The organism is Microcella alkaliphila, from assembly GCF_004216855.1.
GTDB classification, from domain to species: domain Bacteria; phylum Actinomycetota; class Actinomycetes; order Actinomycetales; family Microbacteriaceae; genus Microcella; species Microcella alkaliphila.
The window spans coordinates 1-19,136 of record NZ_SGXT01000003.1; the positions used below are offsets into that span (position 1 = coordinate 1).

Annotated in this window: 14 protein-coding genes and 1 pseudogene; 11 read left to right on the forward strand and 4 right to left on the reverse strand. The window is 70.9% G+C overall.

Annotation, left to right across the window (positions count from 1 at the left end; translation table 11 throughout):
* The first annotated feature begins 262 nt into the window (after nucleotides 1-262).
* A complete protein-coding gene (gene glgP, locus EV140_RS00380) occupies nucleotides 263-2,815 on the forward strand; it encodes an alpha-glucan family phosphorylase (RefSeq protein ID WP_130279970.1) in 2,553 nt (850 codons plus the stop codon).
* Nucleotides 2,816-3,034: 219 nt separating this feature from the next.
* On the forward strand, nucleotides 3,035-3,250 hold the full coding sequence (locus EV140_RS00385) for a hypothetical protein (RefSeq protein ID WP_130279972.1): 216 nt from the start codon (nucleotides 3,035-3,037) through the stop codon (nucleotides 3,248-3,250).
* Between the two features lie 10 nt (nucleotides 3,251-3,260).
* Here the strand turns inward: EV140_RS00385 and ybaK are convergent, their stop codons facing one another.
* The gene (gene ybaK, locus EV140_RS00390; RefSeq protein ID WP_130279974.1) at nucleotides 3,261-3,752 is read right to left on the reverse strand and encodes a Cys-tRNA(Pro) deacylase; all 492 of its coding nucleotides are present in this window, start codon (nucleotides 3,750-3,752) and stop codon (nucleotides 3,261-3,263) included.
* A complete protein-coding gene (glgX, locus tag EV140_RS00395; protein WP_130279976.1) occupies nucleotides 3,745-5,865 on the reverse strand; it encodes a glycogen debranching protein GlgX in 2,121 nt (706 codons plus the stop codon). Before glgX ends, ybaK begins: the two co-directional genes overlap by 8 nt.
* 104 nt (nucleotides 5,866-5,969) lie before the next feature.
* Between glgX and EV140_RS00400 the strand changes: the two genes are divergently transcribed.
* The 5 genes from EV140_RS00400 to EV140_RS00420 all read left to right on the forward strand — a co-directional run bounded on the left by EV140_RS00400 (nucleotide 5,970) and on the right by EV140_RS00420 (nucleotide 13,278).
* Complete coding sequence (locus EV140_RS00400) at nucleotides 5,970-7,169, forward strand: cysteine desulfurase family protein (RefSeq protein WP_130279978.1); 1,200 nt, start codon at nucleotides 5,970-5,972, stop codon at nucleotides 7,167-7,169.
* 121 nt (nucleotides 7,170-7,290) lie between these two features.
* Complete coding sequence (gene mnmA / locus EV140_RS00405; RefSeq protein WP_130279980.1) at nucleotides 7,291-8,514, forward strand: tRNA 2-thiouridine(34) synthase MnmA; 1,224 nt, start codon at nucleotides 7,291-7,293, stop codon at nucleotides 8,512-8,514.
* A gap of 55 nt (nucleotides 8,515-8,569) precedes the next feature.
* Complete coding sequence (gene ligA, locus EV140_RS00410) at nucleotides 8,570-10,840, forward strand: NAD-dependent DNA ligase LigA (protein ID WP_241971219.1); 2,271 nt, start codon at nucleotides 8,570-8,572, stop codon at nucleotides 10,838-10,840.
* A gap of 406 nt (nucleotides 10,841-11,246) precedes the next feature.
* Complete coding sequence (locus tag EV140_RS00415; protein WP_130279982.1) at nucleotides 11,247-12,755, forward strand: alpha/beta hydrolase; 1,509 nt, start codon at nucleotides 11,247-11,249, stop codon at nucleotides 12,753-12,755.
* A gap of 70 nt (nucleotides 12,756-12,825) precedes the next feature.
* The gene (locus EV140_RS00420) at nucleotides 12,826-13,278 is read left to right on the forward strand and encodes a hypothetical protein (RefSeq protein ID WP_130279984.1); all 453 of its coding nucleotides are present in this window, start codon (nucleotides 12,826-12,828) and stop codon (nucleotides 13,276-13,278) included.
* Between the two features lie 9 nt (nucleotides 13,279-13,287).
* Here the strand turns inward: EV140_RS00420 and EV140_RS00425 are convergent, their stop codons facing one another.
* Nucleotides 13,288-13,743 carry an META domain-containing protein gene (locus EV140_RS00425; RefSeq protein ID WP_130279986.1) on the reverse strand — a complete coding sequence of 152 codons (456 nt, stop codon included), beginning with the start codon at nucleotides 13,741-13,743 and terminating at the stop codon, nucleotides 13,288-13,290.
* 323 nt (nucleotides 13,744-14,066) lie between these two features.
* On the opposite strand from EV140_RS00425, the gene gatC reads away from it, so the two are divergent.
* Both gatC and gatA read left to right on the forward strand, forming a co-directional pair.
* Nucleotides 14,067-14,366, forward strand: a complete 300-nt coding sequence (gene gatC / locus EV140_RS00430) for an Asp-tRNA(Asn)/Glu-tRNA(Gln) amidotransferase subunit GatC (RefSeq protein WP_130279988.1) — start codon at nucleotides 14,067-14,069, stop codon at nucleotides 14,364-14,366.
* A complete protein-coding gene (gatA, locus tag EV140_RS00435; RefSeq protein ID WP_130279990.1) occupies nucleotides 14,363-15,868 on the forward strand; it encodes an Asp-tRNA(Asn)/Glu-tRNA(Gln) amidotransferase subunit GatA in 1,506 nt (501 codons plus the stop codon). The genes gatC and gatA overlap by 4 nt, the downstream gene beginning before the upstream one ends.
* Nucleotides 15,869-15,946: 78 nt before the next feature.
* Here the strand turns inward: gatA and EV140_RS00440 are convergent, their stop codons facing one another.
* Nucleotides 15,947-17,449 carry an HNH endonuclease signature motif containing protein gene (locus EV140_RS00440; protein WP_130279992.1) on the reverse strand — a complete coding sequence of 501 codons (1,503 nt, stop codon included), beginning with the start codon at nucleotides 17,447-17,449 and terminating at the stop codon, nucleotides 15,947-15,949.
* 113 nt (nucleotides 17,450-17,562) lie between these two features.
* On the opposite strand from EV140_RS00440, the gene EV140_RS00445 reads away from it, so the two are divergent.
* Together EV140_RS00445 and EV140_RS00450 are read left to right on the forward strand one after the other, a co-directional pair.
* Nucleotides 17,563-18,336, forward strand: a complete 774-nt coding sequence (locus EV140_RS00445) for a DUF6498-containing protein (protein WP_130279994.1) — start codon at nucleotides 17,563-17,565, stop codon at nucleotides 18,334-18,336.
* Nucleotides 18,337-18,459: 123 nt separating this feature from the next.
* A pseudogene (locus EV140_RS00450) lies at nucleotides 18,460-19,035 on the forward strand (transposase family protein); the annotation flags it as partial.
* Between the last annotated feature and the right edge of the window lie 101 nt (nucleotides 19,036-19,136).

Below are 19,136 nucleotides of genomic sequence, written 5' to 3' on the forward strand. Positions count from 1 at the left end.
AGCAGGCGCGCACGATGCGCACCCCGATCTAGGGTGGGACACGAGGGGCCTTCCAGGTGGGGAGCGTAGGAACTTCCATCCTGGAAGGCCCCGCCACCGGCACGCCCGAACCACTCACCCCCGCTTCATGACGAAGAGCCCGTTAACGGGGGATGCGCATCCTCAGATCACAAATATGGAACCGGTTCCCGAAACGGTCGCCCCTCGCTTAGGCTGGGCCCTTGGGCTCACGCCCATTCGACACCGGCCGAGGAGTTACCGCGTGAAGGCGATCCGCCGTTTTACCGTCCGCACCGTACTGCCGACTGAGCTTGCCGCCGTCGGCCAGCTCGCCGCCAACCTGCGCTGGTCGTGGCATGAGCCCACCCGGCGTCTGTTCGCGTCAATCGACCCGGCGCTCTGGAACGAGTTGGATCACGACCCGGTCGCGCTGCTCGGCGCGGTTGAGCCGAGCCGACTCGACGAGCTCGCTCACGACAGCGCGTTCATCGCCGAGGCCGAGCGGCTCGTCGTCGACCTGGAGGCGTACCTGCGCGAACCGCGCTGGTACCAGGGCCTCGCCGACGCCCCGGCGCGCATCGCCTACTTCTCACCCGAGTTCGGTATTGCCAGCGCGATTCCGCAGTACTCGGGCGGCCTCGGCATCCTCGCCGGCGACCACCTGAAGAGCGCGAGTGACCTCGGCGTGCCCCTCATCGGCGTCGGCCTGTTCTACCGGGCCGGTTACTTCCGCCAGGCCATCGACCGCGACGGCTGGCAAAAAGAGAGCTACCCCGTGCTTGACCCCGACGGCCTGCCGATGCAGATGCTGAAGGAGCACGACGGCACCGCGGTGCGCATCACGCTCGCGCTGCCCGAGGGGCGCGCCCTGTACGCCCGCGTCTGGAAGATGCAGGTCGGCCGCGTCGAGCTGCTGCTGCTCGACACCGACATTCCCGACAACGGCGACGATCTGCGCGGCGTCACCGACCGTCTGTACGGCGGCGGCGGTGAGCACCGCCTGCTGCAAGAGCTGCTGCTCGGCATCGGCGGAGTGCGTGCCGTCGGCCGCTACGTCGAGCTCACCGGCACCGCGGCCCCCGAGGTTTTCCACACCAACGAGGGCCACGCCGGCTTCCTGGGGCTTGAGCGCATCAGTGACCTCATCGCCGAGGGCCTGACCTTCGCCGAGGCGCTGCAGGTGGTGCGTGCCGGCACCCTGTTCACGACCCACACACCGGTTCCGGCGGGTATCGACCGCTTCGACATCGGCCTCATCGAGCGGTACTTCTCGACCGACCTACTGCCGGGCGTTGACGTGCACGATGTGCTCGCCCTCGGCGCCGAAGACTACGCGTCGGGCGACAGCGGCGTGTTCAACATGGCCGTCATGGGGCTGCGCCTCGCACAGCGCGCCAACGGTGTCTCCCAGTTGCACGGGGACGTGTCGCGCGGCATGTTCGGCCAGCTCTGGCCGGGCTTCGACCAAGACGACGTGCCGATTACCTCGGTCACGAACGGTGTGCACGCTCCGACCTGGACCGACCCCATGATGATGGCGCTCGCGAAGGAGAAGCTCGGCACCTACGACACCGCCGCCGCCGACTGGGCGTCGGACGCGGTCAGCGACGCCAATCTCTGGTCGGTGCGTCGACGGATGCGCGAACAGCTCGTGCAGGACGCCCGCGAACGCGTCGTCGCCGCCTTCGAGGAGGAACACCCCGGTGCGACCGCCCCGGCGTGGATGCACAACGTGCTCGACCCCGACGTGCTGACGATCGGCTTCGCGCGTCGCGTGCCGACCTACAAGCGCCTGACGCTGATGTTGCACGACCAGGACCGGCTGCGGGCGCTCCTGACCGACCCCGAGCGGCCCGTGCAGCTCGTCATTGCCGGCAAGTCGCACCCCGCCGACGACGCGGGGAAGGCGCTCATTCAGCGCCTCGTGAAGTTTGCGCAGCATCCCGATGTGCGCGAGCGCATCGTCTTCCTGCCGAACTACGACATCGCCATGGCGCGCCTGCTCTACCCGGGCACCGACATCTGGCTCAACAACCCGCTGCGGCCGCTCGAGGCCTGCGGCACGTCGGGCATGAAGGCGGCGCTCAACGGCTCGCTGAACCTGTCGATCCTCGACGGATGGTGGAACGAGTACTACGACGGCGAAAACGGCTGGGCGATCCCGTCGGCCGACGCCGCGGGCGATGGCGCTGAGCGTGACGCACTCGAAGCGCAGTCGATGTACGACCTGGTCGAGCACCAGATCGCGCCGCGCTTCTACGAGCGCGACGCCGACGGGCTGCCGCGCCGCTGGCTGCAGTCGATCCGCCACACGCTTTCGACGCTCAGCCCCGAGCTGTCGGCCGACCGCATGGTGCGCGAGTACGTCGAGCGCCTCTACGTGCCCGCTGCCCACAGCCGCCGCACGATCACGGCGCACGGCCTGCAGCCGGCGCGCGACCTCGCCGCGTTCAAGGCGCGCGTCGCCCAGCAGTGGGGCCACGTGGCCGTCACCCACGTCGAGTCGGGCGGGGTGCAGAGCCCGCAGGTCGGCGACGAGCTCAAGGTGCGCGCCCACGTGCAGCTCGCCGAGCTTGACCCGAGCGAGGTGCTCGTCGAGGTCGTGTTCGGCCGCGCGGGCGCCGGCGACGACCTTGCCGAGACGCACCGCCGCGAGCTCGTGCTCGACTCGAACGAGCTGGGCCAGCCCGCGACGTTCGTCGGCACGGTGCCGCTCGAGCGCTCCGGCTCGTGGGGCTACAACGTGCAGGTCACGCCGCGCCACGGCCTGCTCGCGAACCGGGCCGAGACCGGGCTCGTCGCCGTCGCGCACTGACACTGGAGGCTCCGCACACGCCGGTCGTAAACGCTGACGTTGCCCGCTCGCTTTAGTGGGCGACGTCAGCGACCGTCGCGTTTGTGCTAGCGGGCGACATCGGCGGCGGTTTCGCTCGACACCGCGCTGAGTTGCCCCGTGTGGCGCGCTGTCATTGCGCGCAAGCACCACACGGGGCAACTCAGCCGGCGGCGGGTGCCATGTTGAGACTCATGACACGTGGCGCGACCGCCGTACCGAGAATCGATCAGCGGCAACGTCACCGGCATGACGCCGCCAGTCGAGTCGCTGCGTGCGCTGTCAGGAACCGCAGCGACAGTGCTCGCTGGCTGGAACCCCCACGAGACCTGCTGGTTCGTCGACGCCGTGGACGTTAGCGATGCGCCCGAGCGCTGGGTGCGGGACGACTGGGGGAGCTGGACGCGTGCGAAGTAGCCCGCTCGACTCAGCGGGCGATGTCGGCGACCGTCGCGCCCGTCACCGCGATGAGGTCGGCAGGGGCGAGCTCGATGTCGAGCCCGCGGCGGCCGCCCGACACGAGCACCGTGTCGAACAGCAGCGCGCTCTCGTCGACGACCGTCGGGTGCGCGGTTTTTTGGCCGATGGGGGAGATGCCGCCGACGACGTAGCCCGTCCGACGTTCGGCGAGGCGAGCATCCGCCATCGCCGCCTTCTTGCGGCCGAGGGCGCGGGCGAGCGCCTTCAGGTCGAGCGTCGTCGACACCGGCACGATGCCGACGACGAGCTGGCCGTCGACGTCGGCGAGCAGGGTCTTGAAGACCCGCTGCGGCTCGACGCCGAGTCCCTCCGCCGCCTCAAGCCCAAAGTTCGTCGACGCCGGGTCGTGGGCGTACTGCCGCGCCGTGAAGGCGATGCCGGCGGCCGCGAGCGCGACCGTCGCGGGGGTTCCCGGCGCGGGGGAAGCGCCCTTAGCCATCGCTCTCGGGGGCGTGTGGGTCGCCCGTCTCGGCCGAGTCCTCGGCAGCGGGCGCGGGCACCTGCTCGCCATGGGCGACGAACAGCAGCATCGACGTCGGCCCCACCTCGAGCCGCTCGCCGGGAACGTGGTGTCGCTCGATGCCGGTGATGTCGTCGTGGGCCGAATCCCACACGAGCGTGTAGCCGTCGACCCCGACGTGGGCCGGCAAGGTCACGGTGACGGGCTGCTCGAGGCCGTGCACGATCAACAGAATCCGGTTGAACGCCTCGTGCTCGGGCGTCGAGGCGGCGAGGTACTGCAGGGTGCGCTCTGACGGCGAGTCCCAGTCGTCCATCGTCATCGACTGGCCGGCCTTGTTGTACCAGTCCATCTGGGTGGCGCTCGGCACGGTCTCGCCGAAGCGGCCGTAGCGCGAGGGCCGCAGGGCCGGGTTGTCGCGCCGCAGCTGAATCAGCTTGCGGGTCACGCGGTACAGGTCCTCCTGCCACCCGGCGGTGTCCCAGTCGACCCAGGTCAGCTCGCTGTCGTGGCAGTAGGCGTTGTTGTTGCCGCGCTGGGTGCGGCCGCGTTCATCCCCGGCGGTGATCATCGGGATGCCCGCACTGAGCAGCAGGGTTCCCATCAGGTTGCGCATGGCCCGTCGCCGGTCGCGGAGGATCTGCGGCTCGGCGGTCGGCCCCTCGAGCCCGTGGTTGTACGAGCGGTTGTTGTCGGTGCCGTCGCGGTTGTCTTCGCCGTTGCCGAGGTTGTGCTTGTTGTCGAAGCTCGTCAGATCGGCGAGGGTGAAGCCGTCGTGGGCGGTGACGAAGTTGACGCTCGCGAGCGGCCCGCGCTCGGCGGCGAACACGTGGGCGCTGCCGGTGATGCGGCGGGCGAGCGGCCCGATGCCGTGGGGCGCCGAGCCGTGGGCGCGGGCGTCGCGCACGTCGGTCAGCCAGAACGCGCGGGCGCGGTCGCGGAAGCCGTCGTTCCACTCGCTGTAGCCGTTGGGGAAGTTGCCGACCTGCCAGCCGCCCATGCCGACATCCCACGGCTCGGCGATCATCTTTGTGTCGGCGAGCGCCGGGTCGTCCAGGATTGCCTGAAGCAGCGGATGCTCGGGGTCGAATTCGGCGCGCTTGTCGCGCCCGAGCGTCGCCATCAGGTCGAAGCGGAAGCCGTCGATCTGCACCTCCTCGGCCCAGTACCGGAGGGAGTCGAGTACGAGTCGTTGCGCGGCGGGCAGTGAGAAGTCGACCGTGTTGCCGCAGCCGGTGACGTCGATGTAGTGGCCGTGTGCATCCTGCCTGTAGAAGTGCTGGTCGTCGAGGCCGCGCAGGCTCGAGGTGGGGCCGTCGATGCCCTCCTCGGCGGTGTGGTTGTAGACGACGTCGAGGATCACCTCAATGCCGGCCTCGTGCAAGAGCTTCACCATGCCCTTCACTTCGCGCAGGATCGCGCCGGGCCCGCCCGTCTGCGCGGCGGCCGTCGCATAGGCAGCGTGCGGGGTGAAAAAGTTCAGCGTGTTGTAACCCCAGTAGTTGGTGAGGCCCTGCGCGATGAGGCGCTGCTCGCTCACCGACTGGTGAATGGGCAGCAGCTCGACGGCCGTCACGCCGAGGTCGTGCAGGTAGGCGATCGTCGCCGGGTGGGCGAGCCCCGCATAGGTGCCGCGCAGCTCGGGCGGCAACTCGAGGTTCATCGCCGTGAGGCCCTTCACGTGGGCCTCGTAGATGACCGTGCGGTCGAGCGGCGTGCGGGGCTTACCCACCCCGCCCCAGTCGAAGTGGGTGTCTTGCACGTAGGCGCGCCACTCGCCGTCGGTGGTGCGCACGAGGCCCTTGGCGTAGGGGTCGATGAGGTGGCGGTCGGGGTCGAAGCGGTGGCGTCGCCCGTCGTGCCCGTGCGCGCGCACCGAGTACCGCGTGCCGGGGGTGAGGTGCGGATGCTCGGCGTGCCAGACCTTGCCGGGCCCGCGATGCATCGGCACGCGTTCCACGATCCACGTCGGATCGTTGGCGTCGAGCACGCAGAGCTCCATGCGCGAGGCGGAGGCGCTCCAGACGCGTAGCTCGCCGCCGGAGTCGGTCGGTGTCACCCCGAGCGCGCGCAGGGAGTCACGGGCCGTCATGTGCCTAGGCTAAGCGGTGCGCGCGGGGCTCACTGACCACCGCGCATCACGATTCGCACACCGCGTGCACTCCGCACGATTCGCCCCACCGAGAGGAGGCCCGCCTGACCGTCTACCTCGACCACGCCGCCACCTCACCCATGCCGCCCGAGGTGCGCGCGGCCTACGCCGACGCGCTCGCGGTCGTCGGCAACCCCTCGTCGATTCACTCGGCGGGGCAGGCCGCGCGCGCCGTGCTCGACGACGCCCGGGGGCGCATCGCCTCAACCCTCGGCGTCGACGCGGTCGAACTCACCCTCACCGGCGGCGGAACCGAGGCCGTCAACACGGGCGTCAAGGGGCTCTACTGGCGCCGCCAGCGCGATGTGGCCCGGCCCGTGATCCTGCTCACCGCCGCCGAACACCACGCGACCCTCGACGCCGTCGACTGGCTGGTCGCGAACGCGGGTGCCCGCGCCGTCATTGTCCCCGTTGACCCCGCCGGTCGGATGCGCGTTGACGCCCTCGAGGACGCCCTCGCCACGCACGGCGACGCCGTCGCGCTCGTCACCATGCTCGCCGCCAACAACGAGGTCGGCACCCTCCAGCCCGTCACCGAGGCCGCGGCGCTCGCTTCCGCCCACGGGGTGCCGCTTCACGTCGACGCGATCGCCGCCTATGGGCAGCTGCCGCTCGCGCCGCTGCCGGCCGGCGTCAGCGCCGTGTCGATCTCGGCCCACAAGATCGGCGGGCCCGTTGGGGTGGGCGCGATCGTGATCCGCCGCGGCGTCGACGTCGAGCCGCTGCTGCACGGCGGCGGCCAGCAGCGCGGACGGGCCGGCACCATGGACGCCGCGGGGGCCGTTGCCTTCGCCGTCGCCGCCGAGCACGCGCACGCGGACCTCGAGAGCCGCGCCGCCCACAAGCGTGCGCTGCGGGATCGGCTGGCCGCGGGCATCCGCGAATCGGTGCCGCAGGCGGTGCTGTCGGGGGCGCTCGCCGAAGGGGCGACCGGCGACGCGCTGCCCGGAACCGTGCACCTGCGCGTGCCCGGCGCCGAGGGCGACTCGCTGCTGTTCTTGCTCGACCAGGCGGGCTTCGCTGTCTCGACCGGGTCGGCCTGCCAGGCCGGGGTGCCCGAGCCGTCGCACGTGCTGCTCGCGATGGGCGTCTCCGAATCGGATGCTCGCGGCGCTCTGCGCATCACCCTCGGCCCCGAAACCACGGCCGCCGACATTGACGGGCTGCTTGCCGCCTTGCCGTCGGCCGTCGAGCGGGCTCTCGCCGCCGGCCTCGCGGCCCGCACGCCGCGGCTCGGGCGGTGACCCGGACGACGCCGCGCTACCACCGCGACGCCACGCCACCACCGCGAGGCCGTGCGCTTACCCAGGTAGTCGCGCCGCGCATCCCCCTGCCGATTTGCGGGCCCCGCGTACCCTTGTAGGTATGCGTGTTCTGGCGGCGATGAGTGGCGGGGTCGACTCCGCGGTGGCCGCCGCGCGCGCCGTCGACGCCGGCCACGAGGTCGTCGGCGTGCACCTGGCGCTCAGCCGCATGCCGGGCACGCTGCGCACCGGCAGCCGCGGTTGCTGCACGATCGAAGACTCGCTCGACGCGCGCCGCGCCGCCGAGAAGCTCGGCATCCCCTTTTACGTGTGGGACTTCTCGGAGCGCTTTGCCGACGACGTCGTGAACGACTTCATTGACGAGTACGCGGCCGGCCGCACTCCGAACCCGTGCATGCGCTGCAACGAGCGCATCAAGTTCGCCGCGGTGCTCGAGAAGGCGCTCGCCCTTGGCTTCGACGCCGTCGTCACCGGCCACTACGCGCACATCGTCACCGACGAGAACGGCAACCGCGAGCTGCACCGCGCGGGCGACGAGGCGAAAGACCAGTCCTACGTGCTCGGCGTGCTCACGAGCGGGCAGCTCGCGCACGCGATGTTCCCGCTCGGAACGACCCCGTCGAAGGCGGAGGTGCGTGCCGAGGCGGCCGCCCGCGGGTTGTCGGTCGCGCAGAAGCCCGACAGTCACGACATCTGCTTCATCCCGGACGGTGACACGCGCGCGTGGCTGGGGGAGCGCATCCCGCCCCGCCAGGGGCTCATCGTCGACCGCGAGGGTGCGGCCCTCGGCGAGCACGACGGCGCCACCAGCTTCACGGTCGGCCAGCGCCGCGGCCTGAACCTCGGTCGTCCCGCGCCTGACGGGCGCCCGCGCTTCGTGCTCGAGGTGCGGCCGAAAGAGAACACGGTCGTCGTCGGCCCGAAGGAGGCGCTCGCGATTCGCGAGCTCGCCGGCGCCCGCTTCACGTGGGCGGGGCTCGACCCGGTCGCGAGCGGCATCGCCGCGGGGGATGCTCGCGGTCGCGTCTCCGAGTTCGCCTGCAAAGTGCAGGTGCGCGCGCACGCCGACCCGGTGCCGGCGGTCGCGCAGGTCGTAAGCGCGACGAGCGGCGATCGCGGCGACGGTGCCGAGCGTGGCGACGCTAGCGAGGGCGACGACGCAGGCAACGCTGGCAACGCTGGCGCGCTTGAGCTGGTGGTGCGCGTCGACGAGCCGCTCATGGGCGTCGCGCCCGGCCAGACCGCGGTCGTCTACGTCGGCACGCGGGTTCTCGGCCAGTGCACGATCGACCGCACCGTGAGCGCCGTCCCTGTCACCGCCTGAGCGTCACCTGCACGCCTCCCGGCTGCGCGTCGGGCCTCGCCCCTACACTTTCGGCGTGACCGCCGAGAACGCCTTCCGCTCGCCGACCGACCCCGTGCCCGACGACCTCGACGCCGCGCGCGCCGAGGCGACCGCGCTGACCGAGCGCATCCTCGAGTTGCGCGAGGCGTACTACCAGCGCGACCAGGTCATCGAAGACGACGCGAGCTACGACGCCATGATCGCGCGCCTCGAAGCGCTCGAACACGCGCACCCCGAACTGCAGAGCCACGACAGCCCCACCCAGACCGTCGGCGGCCGCGCCGAGACCACCCTCTTTGCGCCGGTCGAGCACGCCGAGCGCATGCTGAGCCTCGACAACGCCTTCACCGACGACGAGCTCGCCGCCTGGGCGGCGAAGGTCGACCGCGACGCCGGGCGCCCGGTCGCCTGGCTGTGCGAACTGAAGATCGACGGGCTCGCCCTCAACCTGCGCTACGAGAACGGGCGCCTCGTCAGCGCCGCGACCCGCGGTGACGGCGTGGTCGGCGAAGACGTGACCGAGAATGCGGTGCGTATTGCGGGCATCCCGCAGCGCCTCGCGACCGACGACCCGCCCGCGCTCGTCGAGGTGCGCGGCGAGGTGTACCTGCCGAAGAGGGCCTTCGACGAGCTGAACGAGCGACAGCGCGAGGCCGGCGAGCGCGAGTTCGCGAACCCGCGCAACGCGGCGAGCGGCTCGCTGCGGCAGAAGGCCGAAGGCAAGAACGCGGCCCAGCTCGAGCGCATGGACGACCGGCTGTCGCGCCTGCGCATGCTCGTGCACGGCATCGGCGCCTGGCCCACCCCGCCGGTGGCCGCCCAAAGCGAGGTGTACACGCTGCTGCGCGAGTGGGGGCTGCCGACGAGCGACAACGTTCGCGTCGTCGACGGCGTTGAGGGGGTGCTCGAGTACGTCGCCCACTACGGCGAACGCCGGCACTCCGTCGAGCACGAGATCGACGGTGTCGTCGTCAAGGTCGACGAGCTGGCGCTGCACGGCGAGCTCGGTGCGACCAGTCGTGCGCCGCGCTGGGCGATCGCCTACAAGTACCCGCCCGAGCAGGTGAACACGACACTGCTCGACATCGTCGTGAGCGTCGGCCGCACGGGCCGCGCCACCCCCTTCGCCGTCATGCAGCCGGTGCGGGTCGCCGGGTCGACCGTGCGCCAGGCGACCCTGCACAATCAAGACGTCGTGCGCGCCAAGGGCGTGCTCATCGGTGACACCGTGGTGCTCCGCAAGGCGGGCGACGTGATTCCCGAGGTGCTCGGCCCCGTCGTCGAGCTGCGCGACGGCAGCGAACGCGAGTTCGTCATGCCGACGCACTGCCCCGAGTGCGGCACCGAGCTGCGCCCCGCGAAAGAGGGCGACGTCGACCTGCGTTGCCCGAACGCGCGCAGCTGCCCCGCCCAGGTGCGCGGACGCGTCGAACACATCGGCAGCCGTGGCGCCCTCGACATCGAGGGCCTCGGCGAGATCGGCGCGGCCGCCCTCACCCAGCCGGTCGTGCCCGAGACGCCGCCGCTCGACACCGAGGCGCCGCTGTTCGACCTGACGCTCGACGACTTGCTGCCGATCGAGGTCATCGTCACCGATGCCGAGACGGGCCTGCCGAAGCTCGACGACGACGGCGAGGCGAAACGGCGCAGCCCCTTCCGTCGCAACCCGACCGCGGCCGAGAAGCGCGACGGGCTCACCGGCGAGCAGCCGAGCGCGGTCGCGCTGCAGCTCATCGACGAGCTCGAGAAGGCGAGGACGAAACCCCTCTGGCGGATGCTCGTGTCGCTGTCGATCAGGCACGTCGGCCCGGTCGCGGCGCGGGCCCTCGCCGACCACTTCGGGTCGCTCGAGGCGATCCGCGCCGCCTCGGCCGAGGAGCTCGGCGCCGTCGACGGCGTCGGGCCGATCATCGCCGAAGCGCTGATCGACTGGTTCGCGGTCGACTGGCACGTCGAGATCGTGGAGCGCTGGGCGGCCGCGGGTGTGCAGTGGGCGACGCCGGGCCATCCGGGGCCGGGCGCGGCCGCGCGCGGGGGAGTGCTCGAGGGGCTGACGGTCGTCGCGACCGGGTCGTTGGAGGGCTTCACGCGCGAGGAGGCGCAGGAGGCGATCATCGCCGCCGGCGGCAAGGCGGCCTCCAGCGTGAGCAAGAAGACCGACTTCGTCGCGGCGGGGCCCGGAGCCGGCTCGAAGCTCGCGAAGGCCGAGCAGCTGGGCGTGCGCATCATCGACGCGGCGCAGTTCGCGGTTCTCGTCAGCGAGGGCCCCGACGCGCTGGGGAGCGCAACCACAGCCACGGAGTAGCGACGCGACCGGCAGCGGGCGGCTGCGCCACCGCGGACAGGTCCGTCACCATGCCCTACGCCTCTCCAGCGGCGTCGCAGACCGCCGCATTGGCCCCCTCCAGCCACACCTTCCACGGGCCGTGATCGACCACACTGACCCCTCCAGCCACACCTTCCACGGGCCGTGATCGACCACACTGACCCCTCCAGCCACACGTTCCACAGGCCGTGACCGACCACACTGACCCCTCCCTCCCCACCTGCAACACACCGTTCTTCGGTTTCCTCCGTGTAACCGTTGCGTGAAGCCTGGGAGCTTCTCGAAAAAAATCCCCCATAAGTGGGGTAATTCGCTTACTCTGAGGGAACGCCGTGTGACCCATGCAGGGGTAGCCCGATCATTCGGCGGCTGAGGGGAATCTCGCGTGGTGGTCGATGCCGCAGCGGCAATCATCGCCTCGTTGACCGTACTGGCGGCGGCGGGGCCCTCAACCGCGCTCGAACACCCCCGCCCTGAGCAGTCGGCAAGCATCGTTCAGGCCGCGGCCCCCCACGCCCTCGGCCCCCTCGCATCGCTTCCCGAGGCGGCCAGCACCCTCGCTTCCGCGCCCGCATCTGCCCCCGCATCTGCCCCCGCATCGTCCTCCGCCACGCCGGCCTTCGCGGCGATCCCCGACCTCAGTCGTCTCACTTCCACCCGAGGAACCCAGCTTCTGCGCGGACTCGGCGCCCTCCCCGCCGCCGAAACCGCCCGGGTCCTGGCCGCCAACCCGCAGCTGGTCGAGCGCACCCTCGCTCGGCCGCCGGCCCCACGCCAGGTCGACCGCTGGTGGTCGAACCTCGACGCCGCGACCCAGCTCAGCCTCGTGAGCGCCGCCCCGCGCCTCGTCGGCAACCTCGACGGCGTGCCGTATGTCATGCGCGACATGGCCAACCGGTCGCACCTACGCTCTGTCGTGAACGCCCTCGAACTCGCCGACCCGATGAGCCTCGGAGCTTCCGAGCGGCTGCAGCAGCGCGAGCAACTGCAGATGCTCTACTCGGTGCTCGACGCGCTCGGCCCCGCCACCGCGAACCCTCCGCGCCAGCTCATCAGCCTCGACGTCGACGGTCAGGGCAAGGCGGCGATCGTCGTCGGTGACCTCGCCACCGCCGACTACGTCAGCTACATCGTGCCGGGCATGTTCATCAGCGTTCAGCAGAGCATGGTGGAGTGGGTCGACACCGCGGCCCGACTGCACGACGAGCAGGTCACCTGGCTGACGCTGCTCGACAGCGCGACCGGCGCGAGCAGCGCGAGTAGCGCGACCGGCGCACCCACCGCAACCGATGCATCCAGCGACACCGACGCATCCACCCCCACCGTCGCCACCGTCGCCTGGATCGGCTACCAAACCCCGCACCTGCTGAACGTCGGAAGCCTCGACCTCGCCTACGAGGGCCGCGATGCGATCGCCTCCGCCGTGCTTGGCCTGCAGACCCTCCGCGGGGACAACGCCCCCTACCTGTCGCTGCTCGCCCACTCGTACGGGTCGACGGCCGCGATGCTCGCTCTCACCGAAACCTCCGCAACCGTCGACGCCCTCGCGATGATCGGCTCGCCGGGCGCCCCCGGCGCGAGCGTTGCCACGCTGAACGTGCGCGGCGATGTCTTCGTCGGCGAGGCAGCGTGGGATCCGATCCCGAACTCGTCGTTCTTCGGCCTCGACCCGGGCTCGTCCGACTTCGGCGCCCGCGCCATGAACGTCGCCGGCGGCATCGACGTCATCACCAACCGCGTGCTCGAAGGCTCGACCGGCCACAACTCCTACTTCGGCCCCGGAACCGAGTCGATGCGCAACCTCGCCCTCATCGCCATCGACCGCGGCGAGCTCGTCACCGACGGCACGAGCACCGACGCCCTGCGCACCCTCGACTACGCGCTCACGTACTGACCTGTCAGCACTCTGCCCGCCGGCCGCGCCCCGGTGCTACCGTGCTTCGACCGGTCACCAATGGAGTCCCATGCCCCCCGCACGCGCGTTGCCCCGCACGGTCGCGTCCGTCGTCGCGGCGGCCCTCCTTCTCAGCGGATGCGCACTGTCGCCCACCACGGACGTCACCGACCAGCAGGCCCGCGACCGCTTCATCACCCTCGTCGACGCGGCGCAGCATGCCGCGGGCGGAACCTGGCAGGTGAAGGACGACCCGAGTCCGCGCGAGTGCGCGATCCCGCTGTGGGTGACGGGGGCGCGCATCCCGGCTCTGCGCACCGGCCCGGCGCCGGGCGACGGCATCGAGGAGGCCGCCGGGCGCATGCAACGCCACTTCACCGACTCCGGGATGCGCACGACCGTCTCCGAGATCGGCGACGTGGTCGAGGTGCGTGCCGAGACGCCGGCCGGGGAGCTGCTGCTGTTTCGGGTGAGTGAGACGGCGATGACGATCACGGGCGAAAGCGAGTGCCGCTCCGCGTAGAGCGCGTCCCTACCCGCGCTCGAAGCGCAGACGCACGTCGTCACCGGCGAGCACCAGTGCACCCTCGATGAGCTGCGCCTTCGTCGCCAACTGGAGGGCGCGGACGTAGCGGCTCTCGAGGTCCATAAGGCCGTCGGCCTCGCACCACATCATGGTGCTGAACACCTCGCTGATGGCGATCTCGCCGGCCGAGGTCCGACCGACCGTGCCGGTGACGTTGCCGCCGTACGAGTTGCACACTTCGCCGCCGACGCCGCCGTCGTTGATGACGAGGGTGACGGGGCCGGCGTCAACGGGAAGGGGACCGTTCGCGTCGCTGGCGCTCACGAGCATCCAGGTGCCGTCGGGGGCGGAGCTGTCAGCGGATGCGCTGGCCGCGCATCCGGCGAGCCCCATCGCGAGCATGCCGGCGGTCGCAGCGAGCGCGATCCGCGCGATTGGGGCGGTGCGAGTTCGGAAAGTCATGGCCGTTCCTTTCGGCGGGAGCACCCGGTCGGGTGCGCTTCTATCCCTTCAGACGTGCGCCGACACCAAAACGTTGGGGGAGGGCCGCCTGCTCGCCCGCCGCGCAGCCGGAGCGTGCCCGCCCTCGCACCCCTTCCGCCCTCGCACCCCTTCCGCCCACTTCCCTCGCACAACCCTTGCTGCCGCCCCGGCTTCCCCGCGCCCCGGCCGCCGCCCCGAGCTCCCGCGCGCCCGTTCCTCCCGCGAGCCCTCAGTAGGATGGTCGGGTCGGCCCGCCGCTCGCGGGCATCCCCTCGATCGACCGCCAACGGCTGGAGTCGTGCATGTCTGAAATCACGCCCGAGAGCGTGCGCCATCTCGCGTCGCTCGCGCGTATCGCCCTCACCGAGGACGAGATCGCGTCGCTGACGACCGAACTGGGAGCGATCGTCGACGCCGTCGCGACCGTGCAGCAGGTCGCGGGCGACGACGTTCCGGCGACGAGCCACCCGATTCCGCTGACCGGTGGGATGCGCGTCGACGAGCCCGGCACGCCCCTCACGACCGCCGAGGCGCTCGCCGGCGCCCCCGACAGCGACGGCACCCGCTTCCGCGTCACCGCGATCCTGGGGGAGGAGCAGTGAGCGCAGAGCTGATCCACGCGACCGCCGCCGACCTGGCACACCGTCTTTCGGCGGGCGAGGTGAGCGCCGTCGAGGTCACGCAGGCGCACCTCGACCGCATCGCGGCCGTTGACGGTGACGTGCACGCATTCCTGCACGTGAGCGAGCAGGCCCTCGACGTCGCCGCGCAGGTCGACGCCGACCGCGCCGCCGGCGACGCGCTGCCCGAACTGGCGGGCGTTCCGGTCGCCATCAAGGACGTGCTGTGCACGCTCGACATGCCGTCGACGTCGGGCTCGAAGATTCTCGAGGGCTGGGTGCCGCCGTACGACGCGACCGTCGTCGCGCGCCTGCGCGCCGCCCGCATGGTGCCGCTCGGCAAGACGAACATGGACGAATTCGCGATGGGCTCCTCCACCGAGTTTTCGGCCTACGGGCCGACCAAGAACCCGTGGGATCTGACGCGGATCCCGGGCGGTTCGGGCGGTGGCTCGGCGGCCGCGGTGGCCGCGTTCGAGGCGCCGTTCGCGCTCGGCTCCGACACGGGCGGCTCGATCCGCCAGCCCGGCGCCGTCACCGGCACGGTCGGTGTGAAGCCCACCTACGGCGGGGTGAGCCGGTACGGCGCGATCGCGCTGGCGAGCTCGCTCGACCAGGTGGGGCCGGTGTCGCGCACGGTGCTCGACGCGGCGCTCTTGCACGACGCGATCGGCGGGCACGATCCGCGCGATGCGACGAGCATCCCGGATGCCTGGCCGTCGATGACCGCCGCCGCCCGTGAGGGGCTCACCGGCGATGTGCTGAAGGGCCTCCGCGTCGGCGTCGTCACCGACCTGGACGGCGAGGGCTTCCAGCCGGGCGTGCGTCAGCGCTTCCACGAGACGCTCGAGAAGCTGTCGGCGGCGGGCGCGGAGATCGTCGAGGTCAGCGCCCCGCACTTCCAGTACGCGATCGCCGCCTACTACCTGATTTTGCCGGCGGAGGCGTCGAGCAACCTGGCGAAGTTCGACTCGGTGCGCTTCGGGATGCGCGTGGACGTGGCCGGCGGAACCGTCGAGGACGTCATGGCCGCCACCCGCGAGGCCGGCTTCGGGCCGGAGGTGAAGCGTCGCATCATTTTGGGCACGTACGCGCTGTCGGCGGGCTACTACGACGCCTACTACGGCAGTGCGCAGAAGGTGCGCACGCTGATTCAGCGAGACTTTGATGCGTGCTTCACGCAGGCGGACGTGCTCGTGTCGCCGGCGGCGCCGACCACGGCGTTCCGGTTCGGCGAGAAGCTGGATGACCCGCTGGCGATGTACTTGAACGACGTGACGACGATTCCGGCGAACCTGGCGGGCGTGCCGGGCATGAGCCTGCCGATGGGGCTCGCGCCGGAGGACGGGCTGCCGACGGGGCTGCAGATCATGGCTCCGGCGCGGCACGATGCGCGGCTGTACCAGGTGGGCGCGGCGGTCGAGCAGCTGCTGGAGTCCGACTGGGGCGGCCCGCTCTGGTCGAAGGCCCCGCAGCTGGGCTAGAGCACCCGGCGTCCTTCGTCTCGCGTTTGGCCCGGCTCCCATTGGGCCTGGCTCACTGCCACTGCGGCGTTCTCTCACTCAGATCGCGCGGGGGAGCACCCTGCTTTTTGTCGGCGCGGGTATCGGTGTTCGGCTGGGGTCGACGCCGGGCGGTGGCCGGAAGGCGAAGCCGGTGTCGGGGTGCCGTTCGATCTGCCAGCCGTTGTTGTGCAGCAGCAGGTGGTGGTGGCGGCAGAGCAGGATTCCGTTGGCGATGTCGGTTCTGCCCCCGTGCATCCATTCGGTGATGTGGTGGGCTTCCGTCCAGGAGGGCGGCCGCTCGCAGCCGGGGAAGCGGCACCCTCCGTCGCGGGCGGCGAGCGCGAGGCGCTGGCGGCGCGTGTAGAGGCGGATTTCGCGGCCGAGGCTGAGCACGTCTCCGGCGTCGTCGACGACGACGGCGAGGGTTCCGGCGGTGCAGCGGTGCCGCTCGGCGGTGGCGACGCTGACCGGTTCGCTCTGGCCTTCGACGCGGGCGAGGCCGGCGCCGGCGCGCAGGTCGCGTTCGGCGACGATCACCTGCACGGCGGGCGGGGCGACGCCGATGACTTCGGTGGGGGCGACGTGGCCGCCGATGCGCACGAGTTCGACGAGCGCGTCGACGGCGATCTGCTCGGTGGTGCGGGTGTCGTTGATGATGCGCTCGGCGCGTTCGATCTCGGTTTCGCTGACGAAGCGCGGACCTCCGCGGCGGGGTGAGGTGGCTCCGTCGATCGCGGAGCGCACCAGCGCGGCGGATTCGGGGTCGAGCAGCCCGGACAGTCGCGTCATGCCGTCGGGCTGCTGGGTCAGGTAGAGGTACCGGCGGTCGCGGCGGGCCTGCTCGGCCTCGGCGGCGCGTTCGACGTCAGCGTCGGCATCGAGCACGGCGCGGGCTTCGCGGGCGCGGGCGGCGAGCTGCTCGACCGTCACGGCGGGCGCGCACGCGACCAGCGCGCGGGCGGCCTCGGCTAACTGCGCCGCGGTCACCATGGTGCACACGTGCGATGTGCCATCACCGGAGTTTGTCGGCTCACGATGCGACGGATGCGTGCACGCCCCGGTATCCGGCTCGCCGAGCCCGACCTGGATCGCCGACGCCTGCTCGATCGTCAACTGCGCGCGGGAGACAGCGTCGGTGACGCAGTCGAGCCACGGTCGGCGCGGCTGGCGTGACTCGGCCGGGGCAACACCGGCCGCTTCGTCAGCGGCCTGCGCCTCGGCTTCGGCCTGCGCGTCGAGTAGCGAGCCGACCCGCACGAGCGCGGCGGCATCACGCGCGCTGCCGCCGGTGAGGGTCTGCACCAACTTCTGCGGGGTGCGAGCCCCAAGCCGCTGAGCGAGCCCATCGTGGCCGAGCTCGTGCCGTGAGCGGTACGCGACCGCCGCGGCCACCGACGCCGCCGCGGCGTCAGCCCGTCGCCGCACCTCAGCGAGCAACCGCTGCAGCGAGATCAGCTCGTCATCGCTCAGCCCGTCGACCGCCGGAGCAGCGAACGGCTGCTCCGTTTCCACCAGCGACGCGACGAGCGTCGAGGTGAGTACTGCGTTCGAATTGGGCATGTTCTATTGTCTCAATTGATCGAACGTATGTACAGAGTGCGAGGCAAGCTCGTGGAAAGGTTTTTGAACTCGCCTCTGTGGAGGAGCGAGCACCCGGTGCCAGAATCAGCCCCGTGACCACCGGCGACGACGCGAACACGCACCCGACAGCATCCGCGCAGCCCGCGAACCCAGTACAGACGCCCGACGAAACCACCACCCCCGCACCGGAAGCCGCCCCCACCCGCCTAGCCCCGCGCATCCTCACGATCGCGATCTACACGCTGCTCCCCATCGCCGGCGTGCTCTTCTTCGGCTGGGATTGGCGCGAGGTGATCATCTTGTACTGGCTCGAGAACGTGGCGCTGGGCGTCGCGATGGTGATCCGCATGCTGCGCACGATCGCCGACCCGGGCACCGACCCGCTGGTCATCAACGGCCGCCCGATCAACCCCGGCCCGATCGCGGTGATCGGCATGACGATCTTCTTCTGCTTCCACTACGGACTCTTCACGATCGGCCACGGCGTCTTCGTCTTCTCGATCGCGGCCGGCGCGTTCAGCATGGGCGCGAGCAACGACGGGAATTCCCTCGCCGGCCCCGACGCCCTCAGCCTCGCCACGATCGACTGGCTCGGCGTCTTCCTCGTATTCGCGGTCGGCGGCCTAATCCAGCTGGCAATGGCGGCGTTCGGCCCCCTCGGCCCGAAGCGCGGCGGCGCCCTCATGATGAGCGCTTACCCGCGCATTTTCGTGCTGCATTTGACGATCATCGGCGGCGCATTCCTGATCGCCTCGCTCGGCTGGCCGCCGATCGCGGCGCTCCTTCTGATCGGGATGCACGGAGCAGTCGACGCCGTCGCCATCGTCCGCGCGAATCGCGCCCACCGCGAACCGGCCCCGGTTTAAGCCTCGATCCACCGATGAGGGTTGAGGTTTTGGCGGCGCGTTACGCCGAGAATGCCTCCCGGATCAGGGGAAAATGGGACTTGTTCAGAGTTCCGTTTTACCGATCAGAGAGGCATCTCGTAGATGCAATTCAAACATGCTCCGGCGGCGGTGTCAGTCTCATTCGATGACCCGAATCTCGTGTCGGCTGCGGGGCTGGTCCCGCTGATGCGCCTGGCCGAGCGGGCCGGCCTGCGCAAGCTCGCCGACGAGCGGTTGAGTGTCCCGACGGACAAGGGTGCGAACGCAGGGCTGAAGGTCGCTTCGCTGGTGGGCGGCATGGTCGCGGGTGCGGACTCGATCGACGATATGGCCCTGCTCCGCCACGGCGGCATGCGCAAGCTCTTCGCCAAGCTGTACGCGCCCTCGACGCTGGGCTCGTTCCTGCGGGCGTTCACCTTCGGTCACGTCCGCCAGCTCGACGCGGTCGCCGCTCGGTTCCTCCGCAACCTCACAGGGCACGCATCGCTGCTGGCGCAGGAGGCCGACAACGGATACGTGTTCGTCGATGTCGACGACACGATCATCGAGGTCCACGGGCATCAGAAGCAGGGCGCCGGGTTCGGGTACTCCGGGGTGCGCGGACTGAACGCGCTCCTCGCGACGGCGGCTACGACCGTGTCGGCGCCGGTGGTCCTCGCGCAACGGTTGCGCCGCGGCGGATCGGAGGGTGTCAGATGGTGTGTGTAAGGGGTGTCGGCTTCTTACGAAAGGACGACACTGATGACCATGATCGACAGGGAAGCCCGCGAGCAGCGGCG